This window comes from Achromobacter spanius (genome assembly GCF_039673305.1).
Lineage (GTDB): Bacteria > Pseudomonadota > Gammaproteobacteria > Burkholderiales > Burkholderiaceae_B > Achromobacter > Achromobacter spanius_F.
In genome coordinates, this window is record NZ_JBDJLJ010000058.1 from 18,586 (window position 1) to 33,396 (window position 14,811).

A 14,811-nucleotide genomic window follows, 5' to 3' on the forward strand; every position below is an offset into this window, starting at 1 on the left:
CATAGTCAACGCCTGCGCGGCTGTCGCGCCGGCGCACGCCTTGCGGCGTCGACGCGGCCGCTGCTTCCTCGCCCCTATCCGGCATAGAATCGCGGTTTCCGGTCCCCTTTCCCCGACATCGCGCCATGCGCCTGCGACACATCGAGATCTTCGAAGCGATCCGCCGCACCGGGTCCCTGACGGAAGCCGCCGCCGCGCTGCACATCTCGCAGCCCGCCGCCAGCAAGCTGCTGGCCCATGCCGAAAGCCAGCTTGGCTTCAAGCTGTTCGATCGCGTGAAGGGCCGGCTGGTCGCCACGCGCGAAGCCGAAATCCTCACCCCCGAGATCGCGCGGCTGAGCCAGGACCTGAGCAGTGTGCGCAGGTTGGCCGCGAACCTGCGCGACCGGCCCAACGGCCACCTGCGGCTGGGTTGCGCGCCGGCGCTGGGACTGGGCCTGCTGCCGGGCGTGGTGCGCGACAGCCGCGATGCGCAGCCCGGCATCACCTTCGACATCCACACCCACCACAGCGCCGAGCTGGTGCAGGGCCTGCTGACCCGCGAGCTGGACCTGGCGGTGACGTTCGACACGAACGACTATCCCGGCCTGACTCGCATGGGCCTGGGTCATACCGAACTGGTGTACCTGAGCCGCGGCCCCGCCAGCGGCCCGATGCGCCTGTCCGAACTCTCGGACCGCGGTGGCGACACGCTGATCGTGCTGGACGCCGGCGACGCCTCCGGGGCGCTGCTGCAACTGGCGCTGGATGCGCAGGGCCTGGCCCCGCAGGTCGCCATCCAGGTGCAGACGCACTACGTGGCGTGCGCGCTGGTGGAAGCGGGCTGCGGCGACGCCATCGTGGACGCGATCACCGCGCAGGCGATGCTGCGCCCGGGCATGAGCCTGCGCCGCCTGGAACCGGCCCTGCGCGTGCCGATCAGCATCATGACCCGCAACCAGGATCCCCTGTCCGCGCTGCACCGCGACCTGATCGATCGCCTGCGATCGGCTTGCGCCGCGCGCCTGGCCGGGCTGGACGCCACCGACTGATCCGTGCCCCGCGCCACAAAGCGCAACGGGCGCCCGAAGGCGCCCGTTGCTTGTCGGCCAGGGCGGACCAGGCCCGCCCCGCGCAGCATCAGTCCAGCTTGATGTTCTGCTTCTTCACGACGTCCTGGGCCCAGTCGAACTGCTCCTGGATTTCCTTGGCGAACTCTTCAGGCGTGTTGCCCGACGGCGCCGAGCCCTGTTCGTCCAGCGCCTTGATGACCTTCGGGTCCTTCAGGGCCACGACAGCGGCGTCGCGCAGCTTGTTCACGACGTCCATCGGGGTGCCCTTGGGCGCCAGCAGGCCGTACCAGACCGGCTGGTTCAGCACGGGGTAGCCAGCGTCCTTGAAGGTCGGGACGCCCTTGACCGCGGCGATCTGCTCGGGCCAGGCGATGGCCATGGCGTTCAGCTTGCCCGCCTGGATCTGCGGCATCGACGACGGCAGGTTGTCGAACAGGATTTCGATCTGGCCGCCGACGGCGTCCGCCAGGGCGGGGCCCGAACCCTTGTAGGGCACGTGCACGATGTCGGTGCCCGTGGCCATCTTGAACGATTCGCCCATCAGGTGCAGCACGCCGCACGTACCCGAACTGCCGTAGGAGTACTTGCCCGGGTTCTTCTTCAGTTCTTCGATGAAGCCCTTGAAGTCCTTGGCGGGGAACTTCGGATTCACGGCCACGACGTTGGCGGTGTTGGCAAAATTGGTGACCGGCTGGAAGTCCTTGATCGGATCGTACGGCAGGTCCTTCGGACGGCATGCCGGATTCACGGCCATCGTGGACACGGTGGCGATGGACAGCGTGTAGCCGTCGGCCGGAGCGCGCGCGGCTTCGGCCGCGCCGATGGCGCCGCCCGCGCCGCCCTTGTTTTCCACAACCATCGGCTGGCCGAGTTCCTGGCTCATGCGCTGCGTCACGAGGCGCGCGATGATGTCGGTGGAACCGCCCGGCGCGAACGGAACGATCACGCGGATGGCCTTGCTGGGGTACTTGTCTGCGGCGTGCGCGACCGAAACGCCGAACGTGCCGGCGGCGCCGGTGGCGACGGCGATGGCCACTGCGAGGGAGCGGACTTTATTCATAGATGTGTTTCCTCCAAGATTGCGAGCCCGTGTGTAGACGGACCGTTGTGTGTTGTGCCCGCCTGTAGGCGGACCAGCAGTTAACGGTGGGGACGCGTTGCGTGTGCGCAGCGTGATGGACACTGCATTTATAGGTTGCTTGTGGCACACGCGCCCGCCAGAATGACGGAGAATAGCAGCAAATGCTTACACCCGCATAGCGCGCCGATCCCCGGCTGACGCTCGCCAAAAGTCACTTCGTCCGATGTCGGTTGCCCTCCTGGTTTTCCCTGATTTCATGCTGGTTGCGCTAGGTTGGGCGCTGCGTCACAAACTGGGTTTTTCCCGCGAATTCTTCGCCGGCGCCGAACGGCTCGTGTACTTCGTGCTGTTCCCCGCCCTGCTGTTCCAGTCGATTCTGCGCACGCCCATCACGGCGGGCAACGCCGTCATGCTGCTGCAGGCCACCGCGTCGGTCATGGCCGCCGGCGTGGCCCTGGCGTGGCTGGCGGGCCTGACGCTGCGGCCCTCGTCCCTGGGACTCGCGTCGTCCGCGCAATGCGGCTTCCGCTTCAACACCTATATCGGCCTGGCCTTGTCGGCCAGCCTGGCAGGCAGCCAGGGCCAGACGGTCATGGCGCTGATCATCGGCTTCGCGGTGCCCATGGCCAACGTGGCGGCCGTCTATGGACTGGCGCGCCACAGCGGCGGCAACCTGCTGCGCGAACTGGCGCGCAATCCGCTGGTGGTGTCCACCCTGCTGGGCCTGGCCTGCAATCTCGCCGGCCTGCAACTGCCCGGCCCCCTGGACACCGCGCTCGCCCGGCTGGGCGCGGCCGCCATCGCGCTGGGCATCATCTGCGTGGGCGCCAGCCTGGCCTGGGAAGGCGGCAAGGGCTACGGATCGCTGATCGCCTGGATGCTGGCGGTCAAGCTGGTGGCGCTTCCCGCCGTGGCCCTGCTGGTGGCGCACCTGCTCGGCCTGCCGCCGCTGGAATCGCGGATGCTGTTGCTCTTCGCGGCGCTGCCCACCGCCTCCGCCGCCTATGTGCTGGCGATGCGCATGGGCGGCGACGGCCGGATGGTGGCGGTGCTGATTTCGCTGGGCACGCTGTTTTCCGCAGTCACGATCCCTCTCTGGCTGCTGGCTGCGGGCGGCGCCTGACGCGCGCCCGGGCAATGGCGTTGCCCGGCCTCGGCCATTGATCGTCCGGACATCAAAGAAAATGGCCGCCCCCGAGGGCGGCCATGCCGGATCGCACGCGACCCGCGAGGCGGATTACGACGGCTTGTGCGCGTTGGTCATCGAACCCGGCACGACCCATTCGGCGAACTGCGCTTCGGTCACATAGCCCAGCGCCAGCGCCGATTCCTTCAGCGACAGGCCTTCCTTGTGCGCCTTCTTGGCGATCTGCGCGGCCTTGTCGTAGCCGATGTGCGGGTTCAGCGCCGTCACCAGCATCAGCGAACGGTCGACCAGTTCGGCGATGCGGTCGCAATTGGGCTCGATGCCGGCGGCGCAGTGCTTGTCGAAGCTGGCCATGCCGTCCGTCAGCAGGCGCACGGACTGCAGGAAATTGTGGATCACCAGCGGCTTGTACACGTTCAGCTCGAAATTGCCGCTGGCGCCGCCGATATTGATGGCCACGTCATTGCCCAGGACCTGCGCGGCCAGCATCGTGATGGCCTCGCACTGCGTGGGGTTGACCTTGCCCGGCATGATCGAGCTGCCCGGCTCGTTCTCGGGGATGCTGATCTCGCCCAGGCCCGAACGCGGACCGCTGGACAGCCAGCGCACGTCGTTGGCGATCTTCATCAGGCCGGCGGCCAGCGACTTCAGCGCGCCGTGCGCGAACAGCAGCGCTTCGTGCGACGCCAGCGCCTGGAACTTGTTGGGCGCGGAGACGAAGGCCGTGCCGGTGGCGTGGGCCAGTTCGGCCGACACCTTGGCGCTGAATTGCGGGTGCGCGTTCAGGCCGGTGCCCACGGCGGTGCCGCCGATGGCCAGCTGGTGCAGGCCCGGCAGGGTGGCGCGGATCTGCTGCTCGGCCAGGTCCAGCTGGGCCACGTAGCCCGACAACTCCTGGCCCAGGGTCAGCGGCGTGGCGTCCTGCAGGTGGGTGCGCCCGATCTTGACGATGTCGTAGAACTTGGCGCTCTTGGCCGCCAGCGTGGCGCGCAGCGCCTTCAGGGACGGCAGCAGGTGGTGCTCCACCTGCACGGCGGCCGCCACGTGCATGGCGGTGGGGAACGTGTCGTTCGACGACTGGCCGCGGTTGACGTGGTCGTTCGGGTGCACCTTGCGCTCTTCGCCGCGCACGCCGCCCAGCAGCTCCGAGGCGCGGTTGGCCAGCACCTCGTTCATGTTCATGTTGCTTTGCGTGCCCGAGCCCGTCTGCCAGACCGACAGCGGGAATTCATTCGGCCACTTGCCGGCGATGACTTCGTCGGCCGCCTGCATGATGCCATCGGCCACCTTGGCGTCCAGTTCGCCGAGGTCGGCGTTGACCTTGGCCGCCGCGCGCTTGAGCCGCGCCATGGCGTTGACCAGCGGTTCCGGCATCTTCTCGGTGGAAATCGCGAAGAAATGCAGGGAGCGCTGCGTCTGGGCGCCCCAGAGATGGTCCTCGGGGACTTCGATGGGGCCAAACGTGTCTTTTTCGATGCGGGTCTTCATGGCGCTTGCAACTCCGTGGCGGCGTCGGTCGCGGGCGGCGGGGAACCGTCAGCCGCGACATTATTGAGAATAACAATCAGTTATAGGTTAGCAGAAACCCGCATTCCTATAATTGCTCCAATCCATGCTCTGATCATCGTCTTTTACCACTCGCCTCGCGCCATGTCCGCCCCTCTTTGCAGCCTGACTTTGCACCTGCCCGACGAAGCCGCCACGGAGTCGCTGGCGCGGCAGCTCGCCCCCTTGGTCTCTGGAGGCGAAACCGGCCCGAAAGGCGCATGTATCCACCTTCAGGGGGACCTGGGGGCAGGAAAAACGGCCTTCACCAGGGCATTGTTGCGCGAATGCGGCATCACAGGCCGAATCAAGAGTCCAAGCTACGCGCTGCTTGAATCCTATAAAGTTTCTAACTTATACTTCTATCACCTTGATTTTTATAGATTTAGTGATTCGCGCGAATGGTTGGACGCAGGATTCCGGGATTTACTGCGTGACGATGCGGTCGTTTTGATCGAATGGCCGGAGCGGGCAGAGGGGCATTTACCCCCGCCCGACCTGCTGATTTCCCTTGCCTATGCAGGCGAAGGACGTGACGCCACCCTGACCGCGTACACCGCTCGAGGACAAACATGGTTGAACGCGATTGTCCCCCCGCCCCTGACGGCGCCCTCCCCTCGGCAGGCGCCACCCGGCGCCGCCTGATCAGCGTCGCCGCCACCCTGCTCGTCTTGCCGGTTGTACCGCGCCTGGCGCAGGCGGCAACGATCCTGGCCGTCCGGACCTGGCCGGCCGACGAATACACCCGGGTCACGCTCGAACTCGACAGCGAACTCAAGGCCGAACAGTTCACGCTGGAAAATCCCCACCGCCTGGTGGTCGACATCGAGGGACTGACCCTCAGCGCAGCCTTGAACGACCTGGTCTCCAAGGTCCGCCCCGACGACCCCTATATCCAGAGCCTGCGCGTGGCGCAGAACCGGCCCAATGTGGTGCGGCTGGTGTTCGACCTGAAGCAGCCCGTGGCGCCGCAGGTCTTCACGCTCAAGCCCGTGGCCGATTACCAGTACCGCCTGGTGCTCGACCTGTACCCCAAGATCGCCCAGGATCCCCTCATCGCGATCCTGAACAAGCAAAGCGGACCCGACGTCGACGATCCGCTGGCGCGCATCCTGGAAGACATCCAGCGCAATCCGGTGACCCGGGCGGATCCGCCCGAGCCGCCGCGCGTGCGCGGCCAGCAGCCGGCGCCGGCGGTGCCCATCCCGCCCAAGCCGCCCGCCACGGCCAGCCGCGGCAAGCAGCGCATGCTCACCATCGCGCTGGACCCCGGCCATGGCGGCGAGGATCCCGGCGCCATCGGCAGCAGCGGCCTGCGCGAGAAAGACGTGGTGCTGCGCATCGCGCGGCGCCTGAAGGCCCTGATCGACAGCCAGCCCTACATGCGCGCCTACCTGACGCGCGACGACGACTACTTCGTGCCCCTGCACGTACGGGTGCAGAAGGCGCGCCGCGTGCATGCGGACCTGTTCATCTCGATCCACGCGGATGCCTGGGTCAAGCCGTCGGCCAATGGCTCATCGGTGTTCGCGCTGTCGCAGCGCGGCGCCACCAGCGCGCAGGCGCGCTGGATGGCCGACAAGGAAAACGCGGCCGACCTGATCGGCGGCGTCAACCTGGGCAGCCACGACCGCCAGGTGGCCAAGGTGCTGCTGGACCTGTCCACCACCGCGCAGATCAACGATTCGCTCAAGGTCGGCAACGCCTTCCTGGACGAAATCAAGAAGATCAACCGCCTGCACAAGAACAGCGTCGAACAGGCCGGTTTCGCCGTGCTCAAGGCGCCCGACATCCCGTCGGTGCTGGTCGAGACCGCCTTCATCAGCAATCCCCAGGAAGAGGCGCTGCTGCGCAGCAACTCGCACCAGGACAAGCTGGCGCAGGCCATGATGACCGGCATCCAGCGCTATTTCACGGCCAACCCGCCGCTGGCGCGCCTGGGCGACGTCAGCTGACCGCAAGGGCATCAAAAAAGGGCTGTGCGCCAGATGGCGCACAGCCCTTTTCATTCGTGCGGGAGCCGCGGGCCTACTGGGCGCGGCGCGAGCGGAACAGCTTGACCAGCCCGGCGCCCACCACGGGCACGATGGCCGCGGCCAGTCCGATCAGGACGATGGTGTTGAGGTGTTCGCGGACCAGCGGGATGTTGCCGAAGAAATAACCCGCCGCCACCAGGCTGATCACCCACAGAAGCGCGCCCAGGATGTTGAACAGCTGGAAGCGCGCCAGCGACATGTCTGCCACGCCCGCCACGAACGGCGCGAAGGTGCGCACCACCGGAATGAAGCGCGACATCACGATCGTCTTGCCGCCGTGCTTTTCGTAGAACGCGTGCGTGCGCATCAGGGCGCCCCGGTCCAGGAACCGCAGGTTCATCGAGAAGACGCGCGGGCCGATGTACCGGCCGATCGCGTAGTTCAGCGTGTTGCCGGTCACCGCGGCGACGATCAGCAGCACGGACATCATGACCGGATCGATATGGCCCGTCGCGCCGAAGGCGCCGGCAATGAACAGCAGCGAATCGCCGGGCAGGAAGGGCAGCACCACCAGGCCGGTTTCGGCGAAGACGATGAGGAAAAGCACCAGGTACACCCACACGCCGTATTGCTCGACCCACAGGCCAAGCGTCTGGTCGATGTGAAGCACCATATTGAAGAACTCAAGCATTGAAGCAGCCCTGATATTGGAAGGGGAATTTGTCAGCGACTATAGCCCACCGGGCCATGACGCTAAAATCGTCCACACAGCTACACCAGACTTGAGTCCAATGACCGAACGCCGTTCCATCCTTGCGCTTCCCGACCTGCTGATCAGCCAGATCGCCGCTGGCGAGGTGATCGAGCGGCCAGCGTCCGTGCTCAAGGAAATCCTTGAAAACGCCATCGACGCCGGCGGGCGCGCCATCGAAGTCCGCCTTGAAGGCGGCGGCATCCGGCGCATCGCCGTCACCGACGACGGCGGCGGCATCCCGCCCGAAGAACTCCCGCTCGCGCTGGCGCGCCACGCTACCAGCAAGATCCGCTCGCTCAACGAACTGGAGTCGGTGGCATCCATGGGGTTCCGCGGCGAAGCGCTGGCATCCATCGCCTCGGTCGCGCAGGTGTCCATCATTTCCCGCACGCGCGACGGCGACCACGCCTGGCAGATCGACGCCGGCAGCATGCAGGTCGGCCCCGCGTCGGGCCCGCCCGGCACCACCGTGGATGTGCGCCAGCTGTTCGACGCCGTGCCGGCCCGCCGCAAGTTCCTGCGGTCCGAGGCCACCGAATTCGGCCACTGCGTCGACGCGATGGAACGCATCGCGCTGGCGCACCCGCAGATCGCATTCCGGCTTTTCCACCACGATCGCGCTCAGCGCCAATGGCTGCCGGCCGAACCGCCGCAGCGCATCCGCGACGTGCTCGGCGCGGAGTTCGCCGAACACGGCTTGCTGCTGTCGCATTCGGTGGGCACGGTCAGCCTGGCCGGCATGATCACCCGGCCCACCGCCGCGCGCGCGCGGGCGGACCGCCAGTACCTCTACGTGAACGGCCGCTACGTGCGGGACCGCACCGTCAGCCATGCGCTGCGCGCCGCGTACGCGGATGTGCTGCATGGCGACCGCCAGCCCGCCTACGTGCTGTTCCTGGACATCGACCCCGCCGCCGTGGACGTGAACGTCCATCCGGCCAAGCATGAAGTCCGCTTTCGCGACAGCGGCGCGGTGCACCGCTTCGTCTCGCATGCGGTCAGCCAGACGCTGGCGCAGACCGGCGGGTCGTCGGCAGTGGCGCCCGCCGGCCAGGACAACGACGCCGAATTCGAAACCGTGGCGCGTCCCGCCGCCGATGCGGCTCCCTCTGCTCTCGCCACGCCCGCGTATCAGGCGGCGCCGCAGCCCGCCGCGAACGCGCCGCGTCCCGGCTACGGTGGCGGCAACGGCGCGCCCTACGGGCTGCGCCCCTCGCCCGCGCCGCAACGCCCCCACACCCAGGTGCCGTTCCGCCTGCACGCGGAACCTGCCGGCATCCCGGCCGCCGACTGGCAATCGCTCTACCGTCCGCTGAACGACGACACCGCGGCCAAGACCGCGCCCCTGCGCGAACCCGCCCCCGCGCCCGCCGCCACGCTGCCCGCGGACGAAGAACACCCGCTGGGCATGGCGGTGGCGCAACTCCACGGCGTCTACATCCTGGCGCAGAACCGCCGCGGCATGGTGCTGGTGGACATGCACGCCGCCCATGAGCGTGTGGTCTACGAACAGCTCAAGCAGGCGCTGGACGCCCGCAGCCTGCCGCGCCAGGACCTGCTGGTGCCCGTGGTGTTCCATGCCCAGGAAAAAGACGTGGCCATCGTCGAGGAGTTCGAAGCGCAGCTCAACGACCTGGGCTTCGAAATGCGGCCGTCCGGCCCCACCTCCATCGCCGTGCGCTCGGTGCCCGCCATCCTGGCCCGCGGCGACATCGAAACCCTGGCTCGCGCCGTGCTGCGCGACCTGGGCGCCGTCGGCGTCTCGCGCCTGCTGACCGAGCAGCGCAACGAACTGCTGTCCACCATGGCCTGCCACGGGTCGGTGCGCGCCAACCGCAAGCTCACGATCGAAGAGATGAACGGCCTGCTGCGCCAGATGGAATCCACGGAACGGGCCGACCAGTGCAACCACGGCCGCCCCACCTGGGTGCAGTGGTCCATGTCGGACCTGGACAAGCTTTTCCTGCGCGGACAGTAGTTTGCCCTCCTCCCTTCCCCCCGCTTCGAACCTGGTCCTCTGCCTGGCCGGCCCCACCGCGGCCGGCAAAAGCGCGTCCACGCTGGCGCTGGCCGAGCGATGGCCGCTGGAAATCGTCAACGTCGACTCGGCGACGATCTACCGAGGCATGGACATCGGCACCGCCAAGCCGTCGCCCGAGGAACAAGCCCGGGTGCCCCAGCACCTGCTGGACATCCTGGACCCCGCCCAGTCGTATTCGGCGGCGGAGTTCCGTACGGATGCGCTGCGGCTGATCGACGAGATCCGCGCGCGCGGACGCATTCCGCTGCTGGCGGGCGGCACCATGATGTACTACAAGGCGCTGCGCGACGGCCTGGACGACCTGCCGCAGGCCGACCCCGCGTTGCGCGCCGAACTCGAAGCGCGTGCAGCCCGGCTCGGCTGGCCCGCTCTGCATGCCGAACTGGCGGTACTGGACCCGGCCACCGCCGCGCGCCTGGCGCCCAACGACAGCCAGCGCATCCAGCGCGCGCTGGAGATCTGCCAATTGTCCGGCCAGCCCATGTCCGCGCTGCTGCAGCGCGGGCAGCGCAAGCCCGACGACGACGCCAACCGCTACCTGACCATCAGCCTGGAACCCTCGGACCGCGCCGCACTGCACGCGCGCATCGAACAGCGCTTTGACGCCATGCTGCGCCATGGACTCATCGACGAGGTGCGCCGCCTGCACGCCCGGCCCGACCTGCATCCGGGCCTGCCGTCCGTGCGCTGCGTGGGCTATCGCCAGATGTGGGCTCACCTGGACGGCGAGATCGACCTGGACACCGCCCGCGAGCAGGGCATCGCCGCGACGCGCCAGCTGGCCAAGCGCCAGATCACCTGGCTGCGCGCGCAGCCCGAACGCGTCATCGTGGACTGCCTGGCGCCGGATGCCGTGGCGCGGACGATCGACGCCGTGGCGCAAGCGCTGGCGGATTAGCCGGGGCGCCGGCCCCAGGCGTAAAAAAACCGCCGTTGCCGGCGGTTTTTTCATGCGGCGGGACAGCCGCGCGGCGTCACACCACGAAGGTCTGCGCCATGCCCGCTTCCTGCGGAACGATCTCGCCCAACTTGCTGACGGTCTCGCCCTGCTCGCGCAGCGTGGCGGCGATGGCGTCGGCCTGAGCCGGATCCACCACCAGCACCATGCCGATGCCGCAGTTGAAGACGCGATACATTTCGGTGTCCTCGACGCCGCCCTGTTCCTGCAGCCATTGGAACAGCTTGGGCATTTCCCAGGCGTCGCGGTGCAGCTTGGCCGACAAGCCTTCCTGCAGGATGCGCGGCACGTTGTCCAGCAGCCCGCCGCCCGTAATGTGGGCCAGGCCCTTGATCGCGGCGCCATGCGCGGCCAGCGCGGCCAGCACCTGCTTGACGTAGATGCGGGTCGGGGCCATGACGACGTCGACCATCTTCTGGCCGTGGAAATCGTCGTCCGGCTTGGCGTTGGCGCGCTCGAGGATCTTGCGCAGCAGCGAATAGCCGTTGGAGTGCGCGCCGCTGGACGCCAGGCCCAGCACGACGTCGCCGGCCTTGATGGACTTGCCGTCGATGATCTTCGACTTTTCCACCGCGCCCACCGCAAAGCCGGCCAGGTCGTATTCGCCGTCCGGGTACATGCCCGGCATTTCGGCGGTTTCGCCGCCGATCAGCGCGCAGCCCGACAGTTCGCAGCCCTTGGCAATGCCGCCCACCACCGCAGCCGCCGTGTCCACCGACAGCTTGCCGCAGCCGAAGTAATCCAGGAAGAAGAGCGGCTCGGCGCCCTGCACCAGGATGTCGTTGACGCTCATGGCGACCAGGTCGATGCCCACGGTGTCGTGGCGGTTCCAGTCGAACGCCAGGCGCAGCTTGGTGCCCACGCCGTCCGTGCCCGAGACCAGCACGGGCTCCTTGAAGGACTTGGGCACTTCGAACAGGCCGCCAAAGCCGCCGATACCGGCCAGCACCCCGGGGCGCATGGTGCGCGCGGCAAGGGGTTTGATACGGTCGACCAGGGCGTCGCCTGCGTCGATGTCGACACCGGCATCGCGGTAGGTCAGGGGGGCTTTAGGTTGATTCGTCATGAGAAATGCCGTGGGGTATGTAACAATTGCTGGGATTTGGGTGGAACGCCGTGCATTTTACGATGGCGCGGGCGCAAGCTGGGCGGAAGGGCGCAAACCCAAGCCAGGTCAAGCGCTCGGACGCGACACCAGCCCCCCAGGTGGTTTAAAGTGTAGGGTTGGCCGGTATTGATTTTGCCAGTTTCTGGCGGTTAAAGCCCGGGACGGCTGCTGAAGGGCAAATGTTCGGGGCAAATCCTCAGGGCAACTGCTCGGAGCAACTGCCCAGGGCAAATGCCAGGATGGATGCCCAGGCATGCCTGGGGTAGCCCTGTAGGCAAACCAGCCGGCCTTGCCAGGGCTTTTTTGCCCATGTATTACCGATTTTCTTGGTTTTTCCGGCGCCCCGGCAGCGTTGCCCGGCAGATCGCCCGCGGAAATCCGTTGCGAACCTTCGCGGCGCTGGTTTCCGGAAGGCGCCGGAAGAGCCCGATTGATAACCTCTCATGAACCGCCAGCTGCTGCTCGACGTTCTTCCCGCGCCAGCGCCATCGCTGAACAACTATATCGCCGGCCCCAACGGGGAAGCGCTGGCGGCCGTGCGCACGCTAAAACCGGGCCGCGCCCTGTACATCTGGGGCGCCGCGGGCTGCGGCCGCACCCACCTGCTGCGCGCGCTGACCGCGCGCCCCGACGCCGTCTTCATCGACCCGGCCAACGGCGAAAACATGCTGCGCCGCCTGGCGGAGGCCGATTCCAAATCGCCCATGCCCCACTTCGTGGCCGTTGACGACGTGCATCGCATGGACGACAGCCGCCAGGCCGCGCTCTTCGCGCTGTACAACCGCTGGCGGGAATCCGCCGCCACGGGCCGCGCCTTCGCGCTGGCGCTGGCCGGCGACCGCGCTCCGCTGTCGATGCCGCTGCGCGAAGACCTGCGCACGCGCCTGGGCTGGGACCTGGTGTTCCGCCTGGACCCGCTGTCCGATGCCGACAAGCTGGCCGCGCTGTCCGCCCAGGCGGCCGAGCGGGGCCTGCACCTTGCGCCCGAAATCATCAACTGGATGCTCACGCACCACGAGCGCGACATCCGCAAGCTCGCGGCCCTGCTGGACGCCCTGGACCGCTATTCCCTGGCCACCGGCCGCCCCATCACCCTGCCACTGCTGCGCGCCATGCTCGCAGATCCTGATTCACAACGCACATGACCACCCGACGTCTCGCCCTGTTCGACCTGGATCACACCCTGTTGCCGCTGGACAGCGACTATCAATGGGCCGACTATCTGGCGCGCACGGGCCGAGCGGGTGATCCCGTCGAAGCCCGCCGCCTGAACGACGATCTGATGGACCGCTACAACCGCGGCGAACTGACGGCCGAACAGGCCGCCGAGTTCATGCTCGGCCTGCTGGCCGCGCATTCGCCCTACGACCTGGCATCCTGGCACGAAACCTTCATGGGCGAAGTCATCCGCCCGTCCATCACCCCCGCCGCGCGCGACCTCGTGGAATCGCACCTGGAAGCCGGCGACCTCTGCGCCATCGTCACGGCCACCAACAGCTTCGTCACCGCCCCCATCGCCCGCGCCTTCGGCGTGCCCCACCTGGTCGCGACCGACGCCGAATACCTGCGCGGCCGCTACACCGGCCGGATCCTGGGCACGCCCAGCTTCAAGGAAGGCAAGGTGGTGCGCGTCAACGACTGGCTGTCCGGCATGGGATTGGGACTTGCGGATTTCTCCGAATCGTTTTTCTATAGCGATTCGGTCAATGATGTGCCCCTGCTCGAAAAGGTGACCCGCCCGATCGCCGCCAACCCCAGTCCCACCCTGCGCGGCATCGCCCAGGAACGCGGCTGGCAAGTGATCGACCTGTTCGACCACATGGAAGATTCGAAGTCCTAAATGATCACTGAAACCATAAAAAAATTCGTCGGCCGACTGTTCGCGCCGGCGCCCAAGGGGCCGTTGCGCATCACGCGCGACAAGCACGGCATCGACCGCCGCAACGTATCGCGCCACGCCATCAAGGTGTGCGAAGTCCTGCGCCAGCATGGCTACGAAGCCTATATCGTGGGCGGCGCGGTGCGCGACCTGATCGTCGGGCTCGAACCCAAGGACTTCGACGTGGCCACCAACGCCACGCCCGAGCAGATCCGTCCGCTGTTCCGCCGCGCCCGCATCATCGGCCGCCGCTTCCAGCTCGTCCACGTCGTGTTCGGTCAGGAGATCATCGAGACCTCCACGTTCCGCGCCCCGGCCTCGGAAGACCAGGAAACCGACGAACACGGCCGCATCCTGCGCGACAACGTGTTCGGGTCGCAGGAAGAAGACGCCAAGCGCCGCGACTTCACCATGAATGCGCTGTACTACGACCCGCACAACGAGGAAGTCATCGACTACCACGACGGCGTGGCCGACCTGAAGAAGCGCCAGATCCGCATCATCGGCGACCCCGTCAAGCGCTACCGCGAAGACCCGGTCCGCATGCTGCGCGCGGTGCGCTTCGCCGCCAAGCTCAACGGCACGATCGACCCGGCCACGCGCCAGCCGATCAGCACCATGGCCGACCTGATCGAGAACGTCCCGGCCTCCCGCCTGTTCGACGAAATGCTCAAGCTGCTGACATGCGGCCACGCCATGGACTGCCTGCGCCAGCTGCGCGCCGACGGCCTGCACAACGGCCTGCTGCCGCTGCTGGACGTGGTGCTGGAGCAGCCGGGCGGCGAGCACTTCGTGGAGCTCGCGCTGGAACGCACCGACGCGCGCGTGCGCGCCGGCAAGACCATCAGCCCCAGCTTCCTGTTCGCCGCGCTGCTGTGGCAGCAGGTGGACGTGCGCTGGAAGCAGCTGCGCGCCCAGGGCGAGCACACCATCCCGGCGCTGTCCTCGGCCGCGGACTCGGTGCTGGACGAACAGACCGAAAAGCTCGCCATCCAGCGCCGCTTCTCGTCGGACATGCGCGAAATCTGGTTCATGCAGCCGCGCTTTGAACGCCGCATGGGCAAGACCATCTACCGCATGATCGAACAGCCGCGCTTCCGCGCCGCCTGCGACTTCCTGCAGCTGCGCGCCGCCGCCGGCGAATTCGACAGCGTGCTGGCGCAGTGGTGGATGGACCTGGCCAACGCCGACGACGTCACCCGCGCCGACATGATCGAGGAAATCGCGCGCCAGCCGCGCGACGCCGCCGATGCGCCGTCCGCCCCCGCGC

The 14,811-nt window shown here is 67.4% G+C and carries 13 protein-coding genes; 9 read left to right on the forward strand and 4 right to left on the reverse strand.

Annotated features, from left to right (window positions below; genetic code table 11):
- Nucleotides 1–125: 125 nt before the first annotated feature.
- Nucleotides 126–1,031, forward strand: coding sequence for a LysR family transcriptional regulator (locus ABE485_RS26560; RefSeq protein ID WP_346518240.1), 906 nt, complete (start codon nt 126–128; stop codon nt 1,029–1,031).
- A gap of 88 nt (nt 1,032–1,119) precedes the next feature.
- Here ABE485_RS26560 and ABE485_RS26565 read toward each other — a convergent pair whose 3' ends face one another.
- Entirely contained in the window at nt 1,120–2,112 is a 993-nt protein-coding gene (locus tag ABE485_RS26565; protein WP_346518241.1) for a tripartite tricarboxylate transporter substrate binding protein BugE, read from the reverse strand.
- A gap of 244 nt (nt 2,113–2,356) precedes the next feature.
- On the opposite strand from ABE485_RS26565, the gene ABE485_RS26570 reads away from it, so the two are divergent.
- Nucleotides 2,357–3,256 carry an AEC family transporter gene (locus tag ABE485_RS26570; protein ID WP_346518242.1) on the forward strand — a complete coding sequence of 300 codons (900 nt, stop codon included), beginning with the start codon at nt 2,357–2,359 and terminating at the stop codon, nt 3,254–3,256.
- A 114-nt stretch (nt 3,257–3,370) separates the two neighbouring features.
- Here the strand turns inward: ABE485_RS26570 and fumC are convergent, their stop codons facing one another.
- A complete protein-coding gene (gene fumC / locus ABE485_RS26575) occupies nt 3,371–4,768 on the reverse strand; it encodes a class II fumarate hydratase (protein WP_346518243.1) in 1,398 nt (465 codons plus the stop codon).
- A gap of 162 nt (nt 4,769–4,930) precedes the next feature.
- On the opposite strand from fumC, the gene tsaE reads away from it, so the two are divergent.
- Entirely contained in the window at nt 4,931–5,470 is a 540-nt protein-coding gene (tsaE, locus tag ABE485_RS26580) for a tRNA (adenosine(37)-N6)-threonylcarbamoyltransferase complex ATPase subunit type 1 TsaE (protein WP_346518244.1), read from the forward strand.
- On the forward strand, nt 5,398–6,780 hold the full coding sequence (locus ABE485_RS26585) for an N-acetylmuramoyl-L-alanine amidase (RefSeq protein ID WP_346518245.1): 1,383 nt from the start codon (nt 5,398–5,400) through the stop codon (nt 6,778–6,780). The genes tsaE and ABE485_RS26585 overlap by 73 nt, the downstream gene beginning before the upstream one ends.
- A 73-nt stretch (nt 6,781–6,853) precedes the next feature.
- Here the strand turns inward: ABE485_RS26585 and ABE485_RS26590 are convergent, their stop codons facing one another.
- Nucleotides 6,854–7,492: a VTT domain-containing protein gene (locus ABE485_RS26590; RefSeq protein WP_346518246.1), complete on the reverse strand. Its 639-nt coding sequence runs from the start codon at nt 7,490–7,492 to the stop codon at nt 6,854–6,856.
- 100 nt (nt 7,493–7,592) lie between these two features.
- On the opposite strand from ABE485_RS26590, the gene mutL reads away from it, so the two are divergent.
- Nucleotides 7,593–9,533, forward strand: a complete 1,941-nt coding sequence (mutL, locus tag ABE485_RS26595) for a DNA mismatch repair endonuclease MutL (protein WP_346518247.1) — start codon at nt 7,593–7,595, stop codon at nt 9,531–9,533.
- A gap of 1 nt (nt 9,534) precedes the next feature.
- Entirely contained in the window at nt 9,535–10,494 is a 960-nt protein-coding gene (gene miaA / locus ABE485_RS26600) for a tRNA (adenosine(37)-N6)-dimethylallyltransferase MiaA (RefSeq protein ID WP_346518248.1), read from the forward strand.
- Between the two features lie 76 nt (nt 10,495–10,570).
- On the opposite strand, the gene purM is transcribed toward miaA, so the two are convergent.
- Nucleotides 10,571–11,620 (reverse strand): phosphoribosylformylglycinamidine cyclo-ligase, encoded by a 1,050-nt coding sequence (purM, locus tag ABE485_RS26605; protein WP_346518249.1) that lies wholly within the window; start codon nt 11,618–11,620, stop codon nt 10,571–10,573.
- Between the two features lie 485 nt (nt 11,621–12,105).
- On the opposite strand from purM, the gene hda reads away from it, so the two are divergent.
- From hda to pcnB, 3 genes are all read left to right on the forward strand, one after another.
- Nucleotides 12,106–12,807 carry a DnaA regulatory inactivator Hda gene (gene hda, locus ABE485_RS26610; protein WP_346518250.1) on the forward strand — a complete coding sequence of 234 codons (702 nt, stop codon included), beginning with the start codon at nt 12,106–12,108 and terminating at the stop codon, nt 12,805–12,807.
- Nucleotides 12,804–13,502 carry an HAD family hydrolase gene (locus ABE485_RS26615; protein WP_346518251.1) on the forward strand — a complete coding sequence of 233 codons (699 nt, stop codon included), beginning with the start codon at nt 12,804–12,806 and terminating at the stop codon, nt 13,500–13,502. The genes hda and ABE485_RS26615 overlap by 4 nt, the downstream gene beginning before the upstream one ends.
- The coding region (gene pcnB / locus ABE485_RS26620; RefSeq protein WP_346518252.1) for a polynucleotide adenylyltransferase PcnB at nt 13,503–14,811 on the forward strand (1,309 nt) is incomplete at its 3' end.

What these genes read in the sequence shown, in the direction of transcription:
- ABE485_RS26560 (WP_346518240.1), top strand. Translation starts at nt 126, where the DNA reads ATGCGCCTGCGACACATCGAGATCTTCGAAGCGATCCGCCGCACCGGG.
- ABE485_RS26565 (WP_346518241.1), bottom strand. Translation starts at nt 2,112, where the DNA reads ATGAATAAAGTCCGCTCCCTCGCAGTGGCCATCGCCGTCGCCACCGGC.
- ABE485_RS26570 (WP_346518242.1), top strand. Translation starts at nt 2,357, where the DNA reads ATGTCGGTTGCCCTCCTGGTTTTCCCTGATTTCATGCTGGTTGCGCTA.
- fumC (WP_346518243.1), bottom strand. Translation starts at nt 4,768, where the DNA reads ATGAAGACCCGCATCGAAAAAGACACGTTTGGCCCCATCGAAGTCCCC.
- tsaE (WP_346518244.1), top strand. Translation starts at nt 4,931, where the DNA reads ATGTCCGCCCCTCTTTGCAGCCTGACTTTGCACCTGCCCGACGAAGCC.
- ABE485_RS26585 (WP_346518245.1), top strand. Translation starts at nt 5,398, where the DNA reads ATGGTTGAACGCGATTGTCCCCCCGCCCCTGACGGCGCCCTCCCCTCG.
- ABE485_RS26590 (WP_346518246.1), bottom strand. Translation starts at nt 7,492, where the DNA reads ATGCTTGAGTTCTTCAATATGGTGCTTCACATCGACCAGACGCTTGGC.
- mutL (WP_346518247.1), top strand. Translation starts at nt 7,593, where the DNA reads ATGACCGAACGCCGTTCCATCCTTGCGCTTCCCGACCTGCTGATCAGC.
- purM (WP_346518249.1), bottom strand. Translation starts at nt 11,620, where the DNA reads ATGACGAATCAACCTAAAGCCCCCCTGACCTACCGCGATGCCGGTGTC.
- hda (WP_346518250.1), top strand. Translation starts at nt 12,106, where the DNA reads ATGAACCGCCAGCTGCTGCTCGACGTTCTTCCCGCGCCAGCGCCATCG.
- ABE485_RS26615 (WP_346518251.1), top strand. Translation starts at nt 12,804, where the DNA reads ATGACCACCCGACGTCTCGCCCTGTTCGACCTGGATCACACCCTGTTG.